General features: G+C 46.9%; 3 protein-coding genes and 1 pseudogene. 3 read left to right on the top strand and 1 reads right to left on the bottom strand.

Annotated elements, in window-relative coordinates; genetic code table 11:
• The first annotated feature begins 728 nt into the window (after window positions 1-728).
• Window positions 729-10,982: an autotransporter outer membrane beta-barrel domain-containing protein gene (locus tag BMZ28_RS02130; RefSeq protein ID WP_074820367.1), complete on the top strand. Its 10,254-nt coding sequence runs from the start codon at window positions 729-731 to the stop codon at window positions 10,980-10,982.
• A 1,433-nt stretch (window positions 10,983-12,415) separates the two neighbouring features.
• On the top strand, window positions 12,416-22,666 hold the full coding sequence (locus BMZ28_RS02125) for an autotransporter outer membrane beta-barrel domain-containing protein (RefSeq protein ID WP_074820366.1): 10,251 nt from the start codon (window positions 12,416-12,418) through the stop codon (window positions 22,664-22,666).
• A gap of 353 nt (window positions 22,667-23,019) precedes the next feature.
• On the opposite strand, the gene BMZ28_RS02120 is transcribed toward BMZ28_RS02125, so the two are convergent.
• The gene (locus BMZ28_RS02120; protein ID WP_074820364.1) at window positions 23,020-23,679 is read right to left on the bottom strand and encodes a DUF3313 domain-containing protein; all 660 of its coding nucleotides are present in this window, start codon (window positions 23,677-23,679) and stop codon (window positions 23,020-23,022) included.
• A gap of 295 nt (window positions 23,680-23,974) precedes the next feature.
• On the opposite strand from BMZ28_RS02120, the pseudogene BMZ28_RS17590 reads away from it, so the two are divergent.
• Window positions 23,975-24,312, top strand: a pseudogene (locus BMZ28_RS17590) (integrase core domain-containing protein); the annotation flags it as partial.
• Window positions 24,313-24,449: the final 137 nt, after the last annotated feature.

The following is a 24,449-nucleotide window of genomic DNA, read 5'->3' as shown; positions in this document are numbered from 1 at the left end:
GTTTATTGCTTCATACCAGAATCGTGAGTGCTGTAACGGCTACTGTCAGAATAATGCTGATTTTTTCCTCCAAAATATATTAATAGATCGAGTAAATATGGTGGCTAAGTCTATTTTGTGATGATGATTAAATATATTAATCATTGGGGCTTTTATCTTGATTTGATTTTACTGGTAATAGTTTAGGTATTTTAATGAGTTGCATTTTGGGGTGATGTTAAATGATTGTGTGTTTTGTGTAAGTATGAATAATAAATATGAATATAATTCATCAAGTAAATAATATTAATAACATATGAGGTTTTAAAATGGGTTAATCTATATTTTATGATTAATTTGAATGAAAGTTTCTTGAATCGATCGTATTAAGATCTAATGTCTGGTTTATGATTTACTGATTGGCGTCTTCAGCTGTTAAGTCATTATTTTCTAGATTTAAATTTTTAATTTATTTTTCTATGGTTCTACTTTTAATTTATTAAAGGTAGATGCTACTATGCTTTAGATAGTGGCTTGCCATTCATTTGATGTTTTTTGTAACGTTGATTAATTATTGTTTTCATAATTATATTTAGCTTGATTAAACTCAGGTTAAATAAGTTTGTTTTGTGTCGAAAATTTAATGCTATTTAGATGTGGTAATTGTTGAGTAATGTGCGGCGTTCTAATTAACCAGTCGGGATTATATTGGTTATTTTTATTATGGAATAAAGTAAAGGGAATAAGTAATGAATAAGATTTATCGAATTATATGGAATAGTGCATTAGGCCAATGGGTTGTGACTTCAGAGCTAAGCCGCGGTAAAACAAAAACTAAAACTAATAAAAAAATAGCCGGTTTAGCTCTGGCATCTCTATTATCCACTGTGGCCCAACCAGTAATAGCTTGGTCAGGGGCAGCCTCTTGTGATGAATTTAACGTTTGTACTCTGAATAATCAGGAATGGGATTATGAGAAGGTCAACAATGGCGCAGGAGCTCTGACGATAGGTGACGGCAAGCAGTATACCGTTAATGGTCCATCAGCAATAAAAACAGAAGGAACTAACAGGCCTTCGATTACGAATACTACCATTAAGGATGCCTACGCTAATGGTTGGGCTTTCGGCGTAGGAGAGGCCAGAGATGTTGACCCAGGAACGTTAAATGGCCAATTGGAATTTGACGCATCAGCAAAAGAAACGGTTACGTTAACCAATGAAGCTGGGGTGGCGACTAACATTTCTATTTCCCCGGGTGCAGCATTGCTTAGCGTCGATAAGTCTGATGATGTGATAAATTCTATGCCAGCACCGGGTCCGATAACTTTTTTTTATGATGCCGGTTTTGTTAAGGTCACCGATGGTGTCGCTAATATTAAGGTTGCTGCCGAGCTGCTTAATCCGATTAGCCGTAATACCACTTTCGCTTTGGCAGATGGTACCGGTGCTAAATCCGCAAAAGTGGTATGGCAGAGTAGTAATAGCTATCGCCCACGAGTCATAGACAATAGTTTTCCTGTCAGCGGTGAGTCTGTTACCGGTGGTAAGGCATTGATGCATACTAACTATCTCGGCGAATTTACCGCCTATGATGGCTCGAAACAAAACGTGACCGATTTTGCTAGCTATAAGGTTTATCTTGATTGGTTGGCTAATGAAGTGAAGGCTGGGCGTATTACGTCTCAATCGGTTTATGATAAAGAACTATCAAAAGTTTATAGCACCAAACAATATTCTTATCGATACGATATTCCAAATTCAGGTGGCGGGATTGCCCCTGAACTGACTACTGAACGGTTAGGTGAGTCCTTATTGAAAGGGCAAGGGGAAAATGCCACTGTTGAGGTTGCCAAGGGAGCTGTGCTTACCCATTTGGCAGGGGGTTCTATGGCCGGCATTATAAAGCACGGTATGAATTCAACAGCACCAGGCTCACAAAGTGAATATGGTATCGTGGTAGTAACGGATTCTGCTTTAGGGATAAATAACGGCACCATCCGTTCACTCTCTGAAAGTAATATGACTTCTATACTGGTCAATAAAAAAGCCACCTTTATCAATAATAATTTGATTGAAGTGGGTACCTCTGATGCTGATGCCAAGAATACGCCACGGCACGCAATTGTGGTTTGGAAAGGCGGGGTATTTAAAAACGCCGGCACCATTAATTCTTATAGCCATAGCTCCGATTACCTCGTTCATGTTCGTGGCGCTGGCCGTTTTGAAAATACCGGCACTGTCAACTTAGCCGCTTATGAAAAAAAGAGCGGTGACAATAGGTATGAGAGCTTTCAAGGATTGGTTTTTGAAGATCTGGATAGTTCTTTCCTCAATGATGTTGATGGGGTGATTAACGTTGGTATTAATCCTGACAATAACGCTTATGTTGGGGTCGGAAAAGGTTCAAACGCCGTATTATTTACTACCCCGGTTAAAAATAACGTTACCTCGGAGAATAGAGGAACGGTTAACGTTGGGCAGAAAGTTCAGGGCAGTAACGTTTTTAGGGGGAATGTTGCCGGTGATTCAATTAATTTCACCAATAGCGGTACCATTAATTTAAACGGTAACCGGGATAGTACCGGAAAAGAAGCGGTTGATGTATTGGCTAACGTTGCCATGTTTAGAAGCGGTGATTCCATCGACTCTGTCGCTGATATGTTTCATACCGGCACGATTAATGTACGGGGCTATGGCAATATCGCCCTTAAAGCGACTGAGAGTGGCAAACTGACTTCCTCCGGTACCATCAATGTTTATGGTAATAACACCACTCGGGGCTTTTTTAACTACGGCGCTTGGGCAGAAGGTAGAAATTCTCATATTAGCTTTACCGGCGGCAATATTAATCTGCGCGGAGATAATACCGTCGGGGTTTATGCCAGCAACGCTGGTAAAATTACCTTGAGCGGCAATAGTGCCGTGACTTTTGCCAATGGCACTAAGCAGATTGGTTACTATATCTACGGGGCGGGTTCGTCCATCACCAATACCAGTACTGGTCGTTTGGATGTTTCTACCGCTGACTCAACGTTAATGCGTATCGCTGGGGGTGCCAGCCTAATCGGGGTAGGCGGTGCGACGATGGCTGCCAGCGGGGATGGTTCGTCGATTATCGTTGGGACGGATGCGGGAACCACGGTAAACGCCGGCGGTTTGACGCTTGACGTCAGCGGTATGGATGCGACCGGGGTGAAAATTGAAGGCGGTGCGGTTGGTAACATCGATAATACCACCAAGATTAATTTAACCGGACGAGGTGCTGTTGCCGGTATTGCTGATGGTCAGGGGCATAAACTTGACGGTAGCGACAATGGGGCGATAGATAACACAACCAAATTGACGGCAGCGGCCGATCTCATTTCATCTCTTAATGGTGTCACCGGTTATATTGCCCGTAATCAGGCAAGCTTAATCAATTCCGGGAATATCCTCTTCACCGGTGATAATGCGACCGGTATTCGGGTGGCTGAAGGAGCCGTGGGCTCCAACAGTGGCAATATCACACTGAATGGTGCCGGTAGCGTAGGATTGATTGCTTCCGCCAATACGAAGAGAACAAAGCTGAGCTCTACCGGTAATATTACCTTAAACGGCAGCTGGAACGGCAGCGATGACACAACGCGTGCCGTTGGCGTATGGGCCGACGGTGAAAAGGTTGAGTTGACGATGGGGGATGGCCTGAAAGCGGCGTCCGTCAATATGAATGGGGCTGGCTCGGTAGGCGTAAGAGCCTCGGGCGGCAGTACCGTGACGCTAAAAGATAAAGTGGCGGTGAACTTTGATGCTAACCAGTCAGATCAAGTGGCATTTTGGGTATCAGGTTCGGGCTCTAAGATTAACACTGAGGCGGGCAGCGAATTAACGCAGGTTAATGGCGACGGCGCGACGCTGTTTTATGTTACCGATGGTGGTGCGTTTAGCGGCAGTCTGAATTTGTCGCTGTCCGGTAAAGAAGGCAGTGACAAAATAACCTCTGGTATCCGAGTTAATGGATTAGGATCTGAGGCAGTACTTGGGGCAAACAGTCAGATAACGGTAGGCACCAATGCCAATGGTGTATTAGCAGAGAATGCCGGTAAGGCGGTTATTGCTCGTGGAGCCGTATTCAATATTGTCGGTAAAAATGCGGTGGTGGGTAAGTCAACCGGAACCGGCAGTGTGGTTGAAAACAACGCTTCAGTAAGCGCCGGTGCTGGCAGCAGCGGCTCAATTGCCTTTCAGGCTCTGCAGGGTGGTACGGTAAATAATAAAGGTACTATCGATTTATCTAAGGGGAGTAACCATACCGCAATTAGTGTCGATAACGGCAATGTAGCCAATAGCGGAAATATCAGCGCCAACGGCACAGCAATTCATATTAAGGGTGAAAATAGTTCTATTAGTAACTCGGGTACGATTACCGCTGTAGATGGTAAAGCCACTATCCATGTTGATGCGGGGGCGGGGTTAGATCTGAATGATGAGTCCGGTACCGGCAAGATTGCCGCTAGCGGGACTGCCGACGGTATTTTACTGGATAAAGGGGCGGTATCACTTAAGGTTACCAATACCGAAATTGATATGAGTAATGTTATGTCCCGCGGTATTGGTATTAATAATGTGGGCGGGGTAAGTGGCATTACGCTAAATAACGCCCACATTAAAACGTCTGGCACCGGTATTGGTATTAAAACCGGCGCTTCGCTGGCGAAAACCAACTCCGGTACTATTGATGTGAAAGACGGTATCGGTATTTTATACCTTAATAAAGATAACAGCGCCGTCGCTGCTGATTTAGATTTTTCTGATTCAGCTGAGTTAACCATCAATGTATCAGGCAGTAATGGCGTTGGGATAAAAGCGACTCTTGATGGCAACAACCGGACGGTTAAAACCGGTGCCAGCGTTAATATACTGAATACAACGGGTGGCCCGGCGGTTGACGTGTCCGGTGCCAAATCAGTTAGCAACTCTGGCAATCTGATTTCAAAGTCGAAGGCACCTAAGGGTGGCGTACTGAATGTGCATGGTGCTGAAACCATCAATAACAGCGGTACTATTCAGGCCTCTTCCGCCGATATGGAAGCGATTGCCATGTCAAATACCGGTAATAAAACCTTTACTAACACTGGTGATATTACGGGTTCTATGGACTTTATTAGCGGTGATAATCAGATCAATCTGGCCGGTGGTAAGCTGATCGGTAGTATTAAAGCCGATGGCGGAGCCAATACCGTTACTGCGTCTGGTGGTTCGGTACAGTTAGGTCCCATAGTGTTAGCTGGCGATAAAGTTCAGACGGTAAAAGTGACGGATGGATCTACCGTTGGTGATGTGATTTTGGCGGGTAAGGCCAATCATCAGGTGTCGTTATCCGGTAAGTCGAAAGCGTTTGATATTACTCTGGGGGACGGTAGTAATACTCTGTTGATGGACAAGGCAGAAGTATCTAACGTGGTGATGGGCGACGGTGGCAATACCTTAGCCGCCACTGCAGGTAAGTTGGGTAATATTACGCTGGGTGAGGGCTATAACCAGATTAGCCTTACCGGTGCTTCAACTGCTGGAGAGATAACGCTGGGGCGTGGTGATAATCATATCGGTGTCGATGACTCGACCATTGGTAACCTGAGCGCCACCGACGGCAATAATACCCTAAGATTGAACAATGCAAAGTTAAGCGATATTACCCTGGGAAATGGTGCGAATAATATTACCCTGACCGGTAGTACTTACGGCAGCACCATGACGTTAGGGAATGGCAATAACACGCTAAGTTTGAGTAACAAAACCAGGTTGTTCGGTACTCTGTCAGTGGGTAAAGGTAAAAACAGCCTGACGCTGGCTGATAGTGCCAGTATCGTTGATTTTATCGGTGCCAATGGTGGGGAACACCAGGTCACGATTAAGGGTAAAGCGACTTTTGATAGCCTGAACGCCGGTATCGGTGGGGGCGATGATAGCCTGACCTTTGATGGTGTGAATTATACTCTGGCTAATACCTCTGCTATTCAGCATTTTGACCAGATAAATCTGAACAACGGGACCAACTTCACCACCTCTCAACAGATCCAAATGGGTGATACCAACACCTCAGCGGGTAAAATTGCCATTGATGGTACGTCATCTCTGGTATTTAATCCGACTGGAGCGTATACCCTGAATCATGCCTTGAGTGGAACTGGTTTATTGGACGTTCAATCTGGCACTTCCTTTGATTTTACCCGTACCAGCGGTAATCAATTTACCGGTACCGTGCAGATGAACAGTACCGATTTTGCGTTAAGTGGTTTTAATACTTCAGCCCTGACGAATGCCATTTTAGCGGTGATGGCGAATAACACCACCACGGTTGGAGAAGGTAATCAAATTATTGGTGGTCTGGTATTTAAAGGCGGAACCATGGACTTCGGCAGTCGCCTTCCACATAGCACTGTCTCTAAGGCTACGATTACGACAGGAATATTAGATACTCGCCAACGGGGTAAGATTAAAATTGTCCGTAGTCAGGTTGAGAATACTGCCGTTGCTGGTCCAGATCCATTACGTGGTTTACTGGATCAGCAAGGACGGACGTTGCTCAAGTTGGTCAGCGCTAGAGAGGTGGTTGGAGAAGCCGGTAATCTGGCGTTAACCGACGATGAAGGTAATGTGATAACCAATGTGTCCACTACTGCGGTGATGCAGGGTACCGACCATGCGGCCAATGCGCATTACAACTACCGTTTAACCACTAAAAACGATAATGGGCAAGCAGATGGCCTGTATGTTAGCTACGGCTTGTCGCAGCTTGATTTGTTAGCCCGTGGTGCCAGCCAACTGCTGATTGATACCGCATTGAGTAATGAAAAAGTGCTGTCAGCCAAAGTGACCGGTAGCGGAGATTTAGGTATCAAGGCCGGTAACGGTGATGATGCCTTAACCCTAAGCAATTTGGATAATAGCTATACCGGTGTGACCGATCTGCAAACCGGCACCCTGATCGTTGGGACTGATAATGCGCTGGGTAATACGTCACAGCTCAATCTGGCGGCGAACACTACCGCTAATCTTAACGGCAAAACTCAAACTATTGGTGAGCTGAATGGCGGAGCGCGTTCTACGCTGGCGTTGAACGGTGGTCATCTGACTGTGACCAAAGGTGGAACATCGTCTGGTGCGTTAACCGGTAGTGGAAACCTGACCGTGGCTGGTGGGTCATTGACCGTCAATAATGCCAATGCGAATCTAAGTGCCACTACGACAGTAGCAGCAAGCGCAGAAGCACTATTGAAGGATGTGTTAGCACTGGGCACGGGCAAGATTGTCGCGGATGGTGATGTTACGCTGGATAATACCACCGGCACGCTGGCGAATAGTGTATCCGGTAGTGGACAACTGAACAGTAATAACAGCAGTGATATTCAGTTAAGCGGTGATAACAGTGATTTCGGCGGTAAGCTGGCGATTGACGGTACTTCCCGCTTAACGGTGAGCGAGGCGCAACATCTGGGTAATGCCAGCGCGGTACAAAACGAAGGTGAGTTTATTGTGGATAATGCCGGGGCGATGACGCTGGCAGCCGCGGTGAGCGGAGCCGGCGAACTGGTGAAATCCAGCGCTGGAACCCTAACGTTAACGGGCAACAATAGCCATAGCGGTAATACTCGTATTAAAGATGGCATTGTGGCTATCTCCAAAGATAACCATTTGGGAGCGACCTCTAATCAAGTAGTTCTGGATGGCGGTAAATTGCAGGTAACGGAGGATCTGACCTCCGATCGTAATGTGACGTTAGCTCAGGCGGGCAGCGTCATCGTTGACGGTGATAAAACTGCCACTATGAACGGCTGGAATGACCAAGGGAATGCGGCAAATACGTTTACCAAAGAAGGTGTGGGTAAGCTGGTCTGGACCGGCGACAACAGCGCGAATACAGCGCAGCTGAATATTGCCGACGGTACTTTACAGGTTGAAAACCTAACCAATTTGGCCAGCGCTGAAGGCGTGGTGGACTTAGCGGCTAGCGGTACTTTATCTATCCTGAAGTCCGTGGCGGATGACCTTGATTTTACCCGTCAACTGGCCGGTAGCGGGAACATGAGCGTTGATTTAGGCGATAAAGATCGCACCTTGAGCCTGAATGCGACCAGCAATGGTGGCAATTTTACCGGTCAAGTGGTGATGAATAATGGCAAATTTGCGCTGGATAACGCCGCCAGTGCGACGATGGCCAATGCGAATCTGGTACTGGGCGGTAAGCGTAGCAGCGGTAAGGTGGGGAGTACTCAGCTTAACGGCAACAACACTCTGGGCAAATTGACCATGAACGGCGGACAGCTGAAAGTGGGTTACAGTACTGCCGACAATCGACCAACCGGGCATCTGACGGTGAAAGAGCTGGATGTAAGCGGTGGTGGCGATCTGGTGGTCACCACGCCGGGCAATCTGCCGAATCCATTACCAGCAACCGGTAGTTCGCTATTCGATCAAGATGATTATGTCTATGACCAGATTGTGACTGCCGACAAGGTCAACGGTGCTGGCAGCCAATTAGGGCTGACCGACGACGAAGGTAATACGCTGGAAGAAGATATTGTTATCCGCCTTGATCAGGATTCAACGCCGGCTGGTAATGCTCATTACAACTATCTGGCGGTGGTGAAAGATGACGGTATCCATATCGGCTACGGATTACGGCAGCTCGATGCTTTTGCCGGCCAGTCGGTGATGCTGGATAACAGCACCGCGGTGGATAACGCACTGGGGGCTAAATTGACCGGTGAGGGCGGCTTTACCATTAATGCGACCGGTACGGTACGCATCGGTAATGCGGCCAGTGATTACACCGGAGCGACGGACATTAAGCTCGGTAAGGTGGAGTTAATTACTGATAACGGCTTTGGTCAGACGTCCGCGTTAAATCTGCAAAGCGGTACTGAAGTCGACTTGAACGGTAATAAGCAGACCGTTGGTAGTTTGAATACCATGAGCGGTAGCCTGATTGATATCAATGGAGGCCAACTGACCGTCAGCCAAGGCGGACAAATGGATGGCAAATTTACCGGTCTGGGTTTATTAAGCCTGACGGGCGGTATCCTGAATCTGACGGAAAACAGCAGTTTGTTTATGGGCGCTACCACTATCGATAGTGGAGCAACCACGCGCCTGACCAAACCGCAGGGGTTGGGACAGGGCACCATTACGAATGAAGGGTTACTGCATCTGGACGGCGCGGTGGGCACTTTGCTCAATAACTTGAAAGGCAGCGGTAAGGTGCAGTTAAGCGGCAGTGCTAACATGACGCTGGGTGGCGATAACCGTGATTACGCGGGTAACTTCACCACTGAAAGCGGCAGCACGCTGGGTATTTACAGTGATACTCATCTGGGAACGGCTGAAGTAAATAATGAAGGTACGCTGGTGCTGGGCACGTTGAAGGATGATGCCATCTGGACGCTGGACAATATCGTTTCCGGCAGCGGAAAAATCATTAAGCGCGATGGTGGAACGGTACAGATTGACGGCAATCAGGTCAGTGCATCGTTAACTGAAATTGAAAATGGTCTTCTGGTGGTAGGTAGTAAAGCGATCAGTCAGGCGAATCGGACAACGTCGGCCAGCCTGACCAGTGATGTTTCTATCAAGAAAGGCGGTGCGCTGGGTGGTTACGGTAGCGTGATTGGTAACGTGGTGAATCAGGGTACCTTGCTGGTAGGTTCAATGGTGAATCGCGGTACTAAGGAACAAGGTACCTTTACCATTAACGGTAACTATACCGGCGATGATGGCTCGGTGATGTTTAATACCGACCTTGGCGGTGATAAGTCTACCACTGACCGTTTGGGGATTACCGGCGATACCGCAGGTAAGTCAGACGTTGTTGTGGGCAGCGCTCGCGGTGCCGGTGTGCAGACCACTTCTGACGGTATTAGATTGATTGAAGTGGGCGGGCGTTCCAATGGTCAGTTTAACCTGAATGGCCGTGCCGTAGCCGGGGCGTATGAATACTTCCTGTATAAAGGAGGCGTTGCTACACCGGATGATGGTCACTGGTATCTGCGTTCATCGTTGACTAGCACCTCGCCAGAACCGTCAGTTTATCGTCCGGAAGCGGCTGGCTATATGGCTAATATGGCAGCGGCGGGGCGTTTGTTCAGTCTACGCTTATCCGATCGTGATGGTCGGGCGGAAGATTCCAGCATGTGGCTGCGTCAGGCGGGTTCACGCACTAAGCACCGTGATAGCAGCGGTCAGCTAAAAACCGCTACCAGCAGCTATGTCATACAGGGCGGTGGTGAAGTACTAAGTACACAGTTCGGTCGCGATGACCGTCTGGGTCTGGGTATGATGCTGGCCTACGGTAGTGCGGATAGTAAGGTGCGTTCAAACTTAATCAGCACTCGGGCTAAGAGTTCGATTGATGGCTACAGCACCGGTCTTTACGCCACTTGGTATCAGAATGCAGCCACGTTGAACGGCGCTTATGTAGACAGTTGGGCTCAGTACAGCTGGCTGAATGCAGAAGTTAACGGTGATGAAGCCGATAGCGAACATTATGATATGGATGGCTTTAGTGCTTCGTTAGAAGCGGGTTATCGTTTACCGATATACCAGAGTACTAACGGTGAAGTGTTTATCACGCCACAAGCGCAGGTGAGCTGGAACGGTATTAAAGCTGACAAGCATCGTGATGCCAGCGGTTCAATGATTAGCTCTTCGGGAGAAGACAATATTCAAACCCGTCTGGGGGTTAAGATCTCTCGCGATGGCGTCAGTGATAAAGATAAAGGCACCGATAAACTGTTTACCGTTTATGCTGAAGCTAATTGGTTGTACAACAGCCAACAGGCTGGGGCAGTTCTGGACGGTGTTGAGGTTAAGCAGCAGTCAGGCAGCCGCAACGTCGGTGAGCTGAAGCTAGGTACTGAAGGCCAAGTGAATAAGAACTTGAGCCTGTGGACCAACGTGGGTCAGCAGGTCGGAGGTAATGGCTACAGCGATACTTCTGTGACGTTGGGGGTTAAGTTCCACTTCTGATTTTAACCGTTTAATAAAGCGTACAGTGTTTGGCACTGTGCGCTTTTTTTGTTATGAGGGAATGACGGCACAGAGTGATTGAATACCTTATCGTCATACGGATTCAAAACATCTTCGTCATTCCGGTGAAAACCGGAACGCGTAGCCGCAGGCGTAGCAAACATTCGCATAGCGAATGGCCTGAAGGGGAGCGCAGCGAATCATCTAATGTTTTCGCTTAACGACGACGCTTGGCTTAAGAACGAGGTCCCCGCTTTCGCAGGGATGACGGTATAAATGTGGGGATGACAATATAAATAGTAGTCAGAAATGCATGCTTATTTTTCTGGGGAGCCTTCAATACAGAGGGCGTTCGCCCTAATGCCCTTTGTTCGGCCACGTGCTTCAACGTTAATTTATTGATAGTGGACGAAACTTTCGCGCTCATTAAGTTTAACTGACCAATTTAGGCACTGAGGCCAGATTTTTCCGTGCAACTATAGATAATACAGAATAATCAACCTGTTTCATTTGTCGCTGTTGTTTTCTTTGCTTTTAATAAGTCACCTTACGTTTTTATTTGGTGGCAAATAATTCAGTGTAATTAAACAGAGAGTTATTATATTCATCATTTTTTGCTGATTGTTATAACCACTTAACGGATAGCGACAAAAGATCGCCAATGATTATTCGTTGTTATAATGTGAATATTGTTATCGGGATATATATAAATTTAAATATAAAGTTGTTAAAACTGTTATTTTTGCGGGAAGAATCGGCCTGATAGCATATCCATTGCCTTGGATATCAGGAAACCTCATGAATGAGTTTGTCCGTTGGATTTTTGAAGACCCACTGTTTATTGTTTTATATCAGAAGGCGCGGGATTATAAATCTAACGTTATGATGGGTTAACCAGAAAGTAGTATTATTTTGTTTTTTTAGTCGATGATTCTGATTTTTTTCGTAATACATGTAAATAAATTAGCTGGATACGGTTATTTAAACTGTTCATGGTGATTATAGTGTCGTTTTGCTGCTGGCTTATGTTTCTTTATTTTTCTTTATTTTTGGGTTTAAAATCTATATATGGTAAAAATTCAATATAAAAAACTATATAAAAGGAGTGTTGATATATACTTATTTTAGGTTCAATAACGAATTTCAATATTATATATATAGTGAAATGTATTGTTGATGCAGATATTTTAATTTTATTAATTAATCTGTGTCTTTTAATTAATTTTGAATAGTAATTTATAGGGTGTAATATATTTTAGCTAATTTCTTTACGTTTTTTGATTGGTTTCTTATGTGTCACCTCCTATGTGTTACGCATAGCTTATGTGCTTCTTACTACAATACTATTGTAAATAATGTGGAGTATTTAAATTAGTTAACCAGAGCTTTATTTGGTTATTTTTGTTAGGGAATAATGGCGAAGGGAATAGGTAATGAATAAAATTTATCGAATCATATGGAACAGTGCATTAGGCCAATGGGTGGTCACTTCAGAGCTAAGTCGCGGTAAAACGAAAACTAAAACCAATAAAAGAATAGCGGGTTTAGCTCTGGCATCTCTACTCTCTACTGTGGCTCAGCCAGCAATCGCTTGGTCAGGGGCAGCTTCCTGTGATGAATTTAACGTTTGTACCTTGGATAATCAGGTATGGGATTACGAGAAGTTCAACAATGGCGCAGGGGCATTAACCATCGATGACGGTGGTCACTATACGGTTAATGGTCCAACATCAATAAAAACAGCAGGAACTGACAGACCTGAGGTTACGAGTATTAGCATTAAAGATGCTTACGATAATGGCTGGGCTACAGGTGTGGGAGCGGCTTCAGGTATTGATCCTGAAACGTTAAATGGTTCTTTAGACTTTAAAGCATCAGAAAAAGAAATCGTTACCTTAACCAACGAGGCTGGGGTAACGACGAATATCTCTATTTCCCCCGGGGCTTCACTGCTTAACTCCAATGGTATTAACGACGTAATAAGTTCTGTTCCAATGCCTGGTCCGGCGACTTTTTTCTATGATGCGGGATTTGTTAAGGTCACCAATGGTATTGCTAATCTTAAGGTAGAGGCTGAATTACTTAATCCGGTTAGTCGTAATACCACAATGGCTTTGGCGGATGGTACCGGAGCCAGCGAGGCAAAAGTGGTATGGCAGAGCAGTAATAGCTATCGCCCGATGAACGTAACCAATATTTTTCCAGACAGTAGCGATCCCGTTATTGGCAGCAAAGGGTTGAGCCATACCACCTATCTTGGCGAATTTACCGCCTACGATGGTTCGACGAAAACAGTGACCGATTTTGACAGCTATAAAGTTTATCTGGATTGGCTAGCTGATGAAGTGAGAGCGGGGCGTCTTACTTCTCAACCGGTTTATGATAAAGAGCTATCAAGAGCTTATAAGACCACTAAATATGTTTATGATTATACTATTTCCAGTTCCGGTGGCGGGATTGCCCCAGAGCTGAGCACTGGACGATTAGGTGAAGCTTTACTGAAAGGTCAGGGGGCAAATGCTACCGTAGAGATCGCCAAAGATGCGGTTCTGACTCAGTTAAATGGCACATCGATGTCTGGCGTTATGAGTTTTGGCATAAACTCAACGTCACCTGGTTCGCAAAGCGAATATGGCATGGTTGTGGTCACGGACTCTGCGCTGGGCATTAATAACGGCATCATCCGTTCACTTTATAGCGGTGCTATAACTGCCATACTGGTCAATAAAAAAGCCACCTTTATCAATAATAATTTGATTGAATTGGGCAGCGAGGCTGAGGCCGATAATACGCCACGGCAGGCGATTGTTGTTTGGAAAGATGGGTTATTTAAAAACGTCGGCACGATTAATTCTTATAGTAGTAGCAAGAATATGAACTCCTATAGCCCGCTTATTAATGTGCGTGGCGGTGGGCGTTTTGAGAATACCGGCGTTATTAATTTTGCAGCCTATGAGAATAATACCAGCGACAGTAATTATGATAGTTTCCGTGGACTAGGTTTCAATGACGCCGATAGTTCCTTCCTCAATGATGTCGATGGTGTGATTAATGTTGGCATTAATCCTACCGATGGTTCTTTTGTTGGTATCGGCAATGGCTCCGATGCGGTGCTATTTTCTACTGCGGTTAAAAACAATGTCGCCTCAGAGAATAAAGGAACGGTTAACGTTGGTCAGAAGGCTCAAGGTACCAGCGTTTTCAGAGGTAATGCTGGCGGTGGTTACATTAATTTCACCAATAGCGGCACCATTAATCTGGATGGTAATCGGGATAGCGCAGGTAAAGAAGCCGCCAATGTATTAGCTAACGTTGGTATATCCAGAAGTGGTAATCCTGCTGGTTATGTCGCCGATATGTTTCATACCGGTACGATTAATGTGCGTGGGTATGGCAACATCGCCCTTAAAACGACTGGATATGGCAAAATATCTTCCTCCGGTACTATCAATGTTTATGGTAACGATACGTCTCAGGGCTTCGTTAACTATGGTGCTTGGTCAGAAGGTAAATCTACTTTAATTAGCTTCACCGGCGGCAATATTAACCTGTTGGGAGACAATACCGTTGGGGTATATGCCAGTGATTCCGGAACTATTTCCTTAAGCGGCGATAGTGCGGTTAACTTCAGTAATGGCACGCACCAGATTGGTTACTATATCTACGGCGCTGGCTCGTCAATTATTAATACCAGTACCGGCAATCAGGATGTTTCTACCGCTGAGTCAACGCTAATGCGTATCGCTGGTGGCGCCAGCCTAAGTGGCGTTGGCGGTGCGACGATGACCGCCAGCGGAGAAGGTTCAGCGATTATCGTTGGCACGGATGCAGGAACCACGGTAAGTGCCGGCGGCTTGACCCTAAATGTCAGCGGCCTTAACGCTACTGGGGTTAAAATCGAAGGTGGTGCGTTAGGCACTATCGATAATTCCACCGTCATTAACTTAAGCGGTCAAGGTGCCATTGCCGCTATTGCTGATGGTCAGGGGCATAAACTTGACGGTAGTAATAATGGTGCGATAGACAGCACGACCAGACTGGTTGCCGCGGCTAACCTCACTTCATCTCTTAATGGTGTCACCGGCTATATTGCCCGTAATCAGGCAAGTTTAGTCAATTCCGGAAATATCGAATTTACCGGTGATAATGTTACCGGTATTCGGGTGGCTGAAGGTGCCGTTGGTTCCAACAGCGGTAATATCACGCTGAACGGTGCCGGTAGCGTAGGCTTGGTCGCCTCAGCTAATACTGAACAAACCACGCTGAGCTCTACCGGTAATCTTATTCTAAACGGTAGTTGGAACGGCAGCGACGACGCAACACGTACCGTCGGTGTGTTAGCTGAAGGGGCGAAAGTAGCGGTCACCGTCGGTGATGGCATTAACGCAGCGTCAGTCAATATGAACGGATCCGGTTCGGTAGGGGTAAGAGCCTCGGGTGGTAGCACCGTGACGCTAAAAGATAAGGTCGAGGTGAATTTTGATACCAATCAGTCGGATCAGGTGGCGTTTTGGGTATCAGGCTCGGGCTCTAACATTATTACTGAAGCGGGCGGTGAATTAACGCAGGTTAACGGCGACGGAGCGACCCTGTTTTATGTTACCGACGGTGGTTCGTTTGCTGGCGATCTAAATTTGGCACTGTCTGGCAAAGTCGATAGTGACAAAATAACCTCCGGTGTTCGGGTTAGCGGAGTGGGATCGGAGGCAATACTTGGGGCAACCAGTCAGATCACAGTAGGCACTAATGCCACTGGGGTATTGGCAGAGAATGCCGGTAAGGCGGTTATTGCTCTGGGCGCGGTATTCAATGTTACCGGCAGCAATGCGGTAGTGGGTAAATCAACCGGAAGCGGCAGTATTGTTGAAAATAACGCTTCAGTGAGCTCCGGCGATGGCAGCAGCGACTCGATTGCCTTTCTGGCTCAGCATGGCGGTACGGTAAATAATCAGGGCACCATCGATTTATCCAAGGGAAGTCATCATACTGCCATTGACGTCAATAACGGTAATGTGACCAATACCGGCAATATCAGCGCCAACGGCACTGCGATTCATATCAAGGGTGAAAAGAGTTCCATCAGTAACTCTGGCACCATTACTGCGGTAGACGGCAAAGCCGCGATCCACGTTGATGCGGGCGCAGGTTTAGATCTGAGTGCGGTATCCGGGACCGGCACCATTGTCGCCAAAGGAACGGCGGACGGTATCCTGCTGGATACCGGAGCGGTATCACTTAACGTTGCCAATACGGTGATTGATATGAGTGATGCCACCTCCAGCGGTATCGGTATTCATAATATCGCCGGCATCAGTGGGATCAAGCTGGATAATACCCAAATTATGGTTGGTGGTAGTGGTATCGGGATCAAAACCGGTGCCTCACTGGCGAAAACTAACTCCGGCACCATTGATGTGACAGATGGTACCGGCATTTTATACCTCAATGAAGATAACAGCGCTGTAGCTGCTGATTTAGACTTTTCTGATTCAGCTGCGTTAACCGTCAATGTATCAGGCAGTGGTATCGGCGTGAAGGCTACCCTTGACGGTAAGAACCGGACGGTGAATACCGGCGCCAGCGTGAATATTCTCAATACCACTGGCGGATCGGCGATTGATGTGGAAGGGGCTAAATCGGTTACTAACTCGGGCAACCTGATTTCAAATTCGACGGTAGCTGATGGCAATGTACTGAATGTGCATGATGCTGAAACCATTAACAATAGCGGCACCATTAAAGCTTCTTCTGCCGATATTGCGGCGATAGCCATGTCAAATACCGGCAATAAAACCTTCACTAATACCGGCGACATTACCGGTTTCCTGGATTTTGCGACCGGTGATAATCTGATCAATCTGGCCGGCGGTACGCTGACCGGTAATATTAAAGCCAATGGCGGAGCCAATACTGTTACTGCATCCGGTGGTTCAGTGCAGACTGGCAACATTGAACTGTCTGGCGATAAGGTTCAGACGGTAAACGTGACGGATGCCTCCACCGTTGGTGATGTGATTCTGGTGGGTAAAGCTGCTCATCAGGTATCGTTGTCCGGTGAATCGAAAGCGGGTAATGTGACTCTGGGTGACGGAAATAATACCCTGTCGATGGACAATGCCCGAGTATCTGACGTGGTGATGGGCGATGGTGGCAACACCTTAACCGCCACAGCGGGTACGCTGGGGGATATTACGCTGGGTGAAGGCAATAACCAGATTAATCTGAATGGCGCTTCAACCGCGGGAACGCTCTCTCTGGGTCGTGGCGATAATCAGGTCAGTATTGATGGTTCGACCATTGGCACACTGACCGCCACCGACGGTAATAACACTCTCACGCTTAACGATGCGATATTAAGCGCTATTACGCTGGGTGATGGTGCAAATAGCCTCTCCTTAACCGGCAATACTACCGGTACAACCACAACGTTGGGAGATGGCAATAACACGCTAAGTTTGAGTGATAGTGCGACATTGAATGGTGCGCTATCTGTCGGTAAAGGTAAAAACAGCCTGACGTTGGCGGACAGTGCCCATATTGTCAGCTTTATTGGTGCCAATGACGGGGAACACCACGTTACCGTTAAAGGCGCTGCGACCTTCGGTACCCTGAATGCCGGTATCGGCGGGGCCGATGATAGCCTGACTTTTGATGGTGCGAATTATACTCTGGCGAATGCCTCGGTAATTCAGCATTTTGACCAGATTAATTTGGTCAATGGCGCCAGCTTCACCACATCCCAACAAATCCAAATGGGTGATACCAACACCACAACGGGTAAAATTGCTATTGATGATACGTCATCTCTGGTATTCAACCCGACGGCGGCTTATACCCTGAATCATGCCCTACTTGGAACAGGTTTAGTGGACGTACAGTCCGGTACTACTTTTGATTTTGCCAATACCAGTGGCAATCAATTTGCCGGTACCGTGCAGATGAACAGTACCGATTTCGCGTTAAGTGGTTTTAATACTTCAGCCCTGACAAACGCTATTTTAGCGGTGATGGCGAATAACACCACCACGGTTGGAGAAGGTAATCAAATCATCGGTGGTTTGGCGCTTAAGGGCGGCACCATGGACTTCGGTAGCCGTATTCCGCATAACACGGTTTCCAAGGCGACGATTACCGCAGATACGCTGGACGTCAGCCAAACTGGTCAGATAAAAATCGCCCGCAATCAGGTGGAAAATAGCAAGGTAACTGGCCCGGATCCGCAGCGCGGTTTATTGGATCAGCAGAGCAAAACATTAATGCAGCTGGTCAGTGCTACCACCGTGGTAGGTGAGGCCGGTAATATCGCGATCACCGATGAGGCCGGTAATGTGATTACCAATGTCTCCACCACTTCGGTAATGCAGGGTACTGACCATGCGGCTAATGCGCATTACGACTATCGCTTAACCACTAAAGACAATGATGGGCTGGCGAATGGTTTGTATGTCAGTTATGGCCTGTCTCAGCTTGATTTGTTAGCCAGAGGCGCTAACCAACTGCTGATTAATACCGGATTGAGTAACGAAAAAGTGCTGTCAGCTAAAGTCACTGGCAGCGGGGATTTGGGTATCAAGGCTGGTAACGGTGCGGATGCGCTAACCTTAAGTAATCTGGATAACAGCTATACCGGCGTGACCGATCTGCAAACCGGTACCCTGATAGTGGGAACCGATAACGCACTGGGTAACACATCACAGCTGAATCTGGCGGCGAACACTACCGCTAATCTTAACGGTAAATCCCAGACTATTGGTGCACTGAGTGGCACAGCGAATTCCACGCTAAATCTGAACGGTGGCCATTTGACTCTGACCAACGGCGGCAATTCATCTGGTGCATTAACCGGTAGCGGAAACGTGACGGTGGCGGGTGGAACCCTGACCGTTAATAACGCGAATGATAGCCTGAGCGCCACTACGACCATAGAAGCAAGCGCTGAAGCATTATTAAAAGATGTGCTGGCTTTGGGTAGCGGCAATATTATCGTTGAAGGTGATGCTTCGCTGGATAATACCACTGGCACGTTGGCGAATAATCTGTCCGGTCGTGGACAGCTCAATAGCCAGAATGGCAGTGATATTCTTTTAAGCGGCGATAACAGTCAATTTGGCGGTACGTTGGCGATTGACGGTACCTCCCGTTTAACGGTTAACGACAATCAACATTTGGGTAATACCAGTGCGGTACAGAACGCCGGTGAGTTTATTGTGGATAATACCGAAGCGGTCACGCTGGCGGCGATGGTTAGCGGCGTGGGCGAACTGGTTAAATCCGGCAGCGGAACCCTGACGTTAAGCGGTGATAATACTTACCGCGGTAATACCCAGATTAAAGATGGCATTGTCGCTATCTCCAAAGATACCCATTTGGGTGCATCCTCTAATCAAGTGGTTCTGGACGGCGGTAAATTACAGATAACGGCGGATATGACGTCCGATCGTGATGTGACGTTAGCTCAGGCAGGCAGCGTTATTGTGGACGGTGATAAAACCGTCACTATGAACGGCTGGAATGACCAAGGTAATGCGGCAAACTCGTTCACCAAAGAAGGTGCGGGTAAGCTAGTCTGGACCGGCGACAACAGTGCAAATACTGCGCAGCTAAACGTTGCCGACGGTACCCTACAGGTTGAAAATCTGAATAACTTAGCCAGTGCTGAAGGCGTAATCGATCTGGCCGCTAGCGGTACGTTATCGATTCTGAAATCAGTCGCTGCTGATCTTGATTTTACCCGTCAACTAACCGGTAGCGGTAGCATGACCGTTGATTTAGGGGATAAAGATCGCACCCTGAGCCTGAATGCGACCAGTAACGGTGGAAGCTTTACGGGTCAAGTAGTGATGAATAATGGCTACTTTGCGCTGGATAACGCTGCCAGTGCAACGATGGCGGATGCCACATTAGTGCTTGGCGGTCATCGCAGCACCGGTAAGGTGGGTAGTCTCCGGCTTAATGGCAATAATACTCTGGGTAATTTGGTCATGAACGGTGGGCATCTGGAGGTCGGTTACAGTAGTACTGACAAGCGACCAACCGGGCATTTGGCGGTGAACAATCTGGATGTGAGTGGCGGTGGTGAGCTGGTGGTCACTACACCAGAGCTGTTACCGAATCTGTTGCCACCAACCGGCACTTCGCTGTTTGATCAAGATGATTATGTGTATGACCAGATTGTGGCAGCCGACAAGGTCAACGGTGCTGGTAGTCAATTAGGACTAACCGATAGCGCAGGCAATACTCTGACGGATGACATTGTCATTGCTCTTAATCAGGGAGCGACTGCGGTGGGTAACGCCCATTACAACTATCTGGCCGTGGTGAAGGATGACGGTATCCATATTGGTTACGGATTACGTCAGATTGATGCTTTTGCCGGCCAGTCGGTGATGTTGGATAACAGCACTGCGGTGGATAACTCGCTAGGGGCTAAACTGACCGGTGAAGGCGGCTTTACCGTTAACGCGACTGGTACGGTACGTATTGGTAATGCAGCCAGTAATTACACCGGAGCGACCGATGTAAATAGCGGTAAGGTGGTATTAATTACCGATAATGGCTTTGGTCAGACCTCAGCGTTAAATCTACAAAGTGGCACTGGGATCGACTTGAACGGTAACAGCCAGACCGTCGGTAGCCTGAATGCCATGAGCAATAGCCTGATCGATATCAATGGCGGCCAATTGACCGTTAGCCAAGGCGGGCAAATGGATGGCAGCTTTACCGGACAGGGCTTATTGAGCCTGAAGGATGGCGTTCTGAACCTGACGGAAAACAGCGGTCTGTTTACGGGCGCTACTACCATCGACAGTGGAGCAACCGCGCGCCTGACCAAACCGCAGGGGCTGGGTCAGGGCATCATTACTAATGAAGGATTGCTGCACCTGGACGGCGCGAAGGGCACTTTGTTAAACGGTCTGAAAGGCAGTGGTAAGGTGCAGTTAAGCGGCGATGCCAATATGACGCTGGGGGGAGATAACCGTGACTATGCCGGTAATTTCACCACCGAAAGTGGCAGTACGCTGGGTGTCTACAGCGATAGCCACTTGGGAACGGCCGAAGTGAATAATGAAGGTACGCTGGTGCTGGGTACGCTGAAAGATGATGCCATCTGGACGCTGAACAATAGTATCTCCGGCAGCGGAAAAATCATTAAGCGCGATGGCGGAACGGTGCAGATTGATGGTAATCAGGTCAGCGCCTCGTTAACCGAAATTGAAGATGGTCTTCTGGTGGTGGGTAGCAAAGCGACTAGTGAAGTTAGTCGGGAAACGCCAGCCAGCCTGACCAGCGATGTGTCCATTAAGAAAAATGGTGCGTTAGGTGGCTACGGTAGCGTGATTGGTAACGTGGTGAATCAGGGTACCTTACTGGTAGGTTCAATGGTGAACCGCGGCGCTCAGGCGCAGGGTACCTTTACCATTAACGGTAACTATATCGGTGATAATGGCACCGTGGTGTTTAATACCGACCTTGATGGCGATAAGGCGACTACCGATCGTCTGGTGATTACCGGCGATACAGCAGGCAAATCTGACGTTGTGGTACGCAGTGCCCGCGGTGCTGGTGTGCAGACCGCTAACGGCATTAAATTGATTGAGGTAGGTGGTAGTTCCAATGGCCAGTTTACCCTGAATGGCCGAGCTGTGGCCGGGGCGTATGAATACTTCCTGTATAAGGGCGGTATTGCCACGCCGGATGATGGTCACTGGTATCTGCGTTCAGAATTGGATGGCAAGAAGTCAATACGTCGTCCGGAAGCGGCAGGTTACATGGCCAATATGGCGGCGGCAGGTCAGCTGTTTAGCCTACGCTTATCCGACCGTGATGGCCGGGCGGAAGACTCCAGCATGTGGCTGCGTCAAGTCGGTTCTCGCACTAAACATCGCGATAGCAGTGGTCAGCTAAAAACGGCTACCAATAGCTATGTGGTACAGGGTGGTGGTGAAGTGCTGAGTACACAGTTTGCTAATGATGACCGTCTGGGGCTGGGCGTGATGATGGCTTATGGTAAAGCAGATAGTAAGGTGCGTTCCGACTTAATCAGCGCTCAAGCCAAGAGTTCGATTGATGGCTATAGCACCGGTCTTTATGCCACTTGGTATCAGGATGCAGCGACACTGAACGGCGCTTATGTGGACAGCTGGGTGCAGTACAGCTGGCTGAATGCAGAAGTTAATGGCGATGAAGCGGCCAGCGAACGTTATGATATGGATGGCTTTAGTGCTTCATTAGAGGCTGGTTATCGTTTACCGGTGTATCAGAGTGCTAACGGCGAGGTGTTTATTACGCCGCAGGCTCAGGTGAACTGGAACGGTATTAAAGCTGATGATCACCGGGAAGCAGGTGGCTCGCTAATTAGCTCTTCAGGAGAAGACAATGTTCAAACCCGCTTGGGCGTGAAGATCTCTCGTGATGGCGTCAGCGATAAAGATAAAGGCACCGATAAGCTGTTTACCGTTTATGCCGAAGCTAACTGGTTGTACAACAGCCAGCAGGCTGGGGCAGTACTGGACGGGGTCGAAGTTAAGCAGCAGTCAGGTAGCCGTAACGTTGGTGAGCTGAAGCTGGGTACTGAAGGCCAAGTGAACAAGCACCTGAACTTGTGGACTAACGTAGGCCAGCAGGTTGGGGGCAATGGTTACAGTGATACTTCTGTGACGGTGGGGGTTAAGTACCGCTTCTGATATTAGTTGGTTGATAAAGCGTATGGTGTTTTGGCACTGTACGCTTTTTTTGTTTGTTGGGGGGAATAAGGTTTTTTAGGGAGAGAAACTATGGCGTTGATAGATATATAGAATTGATTATTGATGTCGAATATTTGTGCAATGCTTTATCAATTCGTCATCCCAGTGAAAACTGGAACGCGTAGCCACAGGCGCAGCAAAGCCTTCAGAATTCTGTAATGAGCGCGTTATGTTGCAGTGTGGTGTGATGAGGTAGCGGACATCACGTACATACAAAACGCCCGATGAAGTACATCAGGCGTTTTAAAGTCGAAAACGGTCAACCTATATCAGGATTAAGTTTGCCCACTATTTTATTGATAATGAGTAATGTCTGAAGCCATATCAGTAACAATCTTTTTCAGATCTTCCACGGTGAGTTTCTGGGAGTCGTTATTCAATTGCTTACCAAAGCCTTTACGTACAACTTCAAATACAGGTTTTCCAGTTGCTGCATTGATGAACTGACCTTCAAAAAACAATTGGGTATCTTGACTTCGATTTCCGGTTACGGCCATAGTTCCGGCAATAACCAACGCAACAGGAATAACTTCATAGAATTGCAGACCTTCGTTAGCAGTAGTTACGCCAGTAATTGCACCTCGGAATATTAAAGTATTCGCTCCTTTAGGACTGTTAACCAGCGTAAATCTCTGACCTAAAGCAGACTTGATGTTCTGGTTAGTATAACTAAGCACTTTATTTAAGGTATCCTGACTGATTTGTGCTGTTGGTTTAGGTGTCGGATAGAATTTTATGGGCTCATAATAGAGGTTAGTAAATTGTTTGCTATTGACAGAAGGATCGACCCAGCGCAATACGGTTTGGCCTGAAGGACTATTCACTTTCTGCAAGTGAGTATAATCAGACAAGAAACCAGATAATTCTGTATTGTTAGCAACCTTAGAAGTACAGCCACCTAATAAAAGGCTACCAATTACGATACCTGCAGAAATCTGTTTTGTTGTTAACATTCTATGAATCCTCTACATGAAATTTTTTTAAAATAGAAATTGTTATAGTCAGTAACACTAAATGCTATTGGTTTTACTACACACCATGATTAGCTAATTTAAAACATCAGCAGAATATTAAGATTTATCCTATTTGTGGCTCTGTCTTCCAATAACAAATGTCAGTGAGATGCAGAAAAAGTAATGTTGAGATTTTCTCTAGAATATAAAATATAGAAGATAAAAATAAACTAGCAGATAGATTTTTATACTTTCTTTAAAATTTATATTCCGATTCACAGAGCACCAGAAGTGGGTCGTTCGGGTACTGGATAGGATAGTGGTAAACCGAGGGTATCTACTAAAAATGTGGATGAATCGCGGCCGAAACGGATATCACTGGTTCTAGCATCATGCATGGTCTTCAGCCCATTGCATGATGCTAGAATTTATCAATCTGGGAAAGCTGACGTAAAACGCGTTTCTCGAACGGTTTAACCAGACTTACCGGACAGAAATACTGGATTTTCACCTGTTCATCATACTAAATGAAGCGAGGGAGATCACAGATCGCTGGCTGAATACAACAGTGAGTGATTTCATTAATCCCTGAATAACCTGACGCTGGAAATCTCAAAAAGTACTTGGAACTAAAATGTGTGTACTCACAACCCAAGACATCCTAAAATTTCAGAAGCCCATTATCTATTATGAACCAAAGATGTTATGAACTAGAGATTGGTAAGTGGTAGTTAAAATTAATCTATTGCGAAATAAGAAATTTTTTAAGT

Source organism: Pragia fontium DSM 5563 = ATCC 49100 (assembly GCF_900112475.1).
Lineage (GTDB): Bacteria > Pseudomonadota > Gammaproteobacteria > Enterobacterales > Enterobacteriaceae > Pragia > Pragia fontium.
The sequence above is the reverse complement of the archived record's forward strand: the minus strand, read 5'-3'. Positions and strand labels throughout refer to the sequence as shown.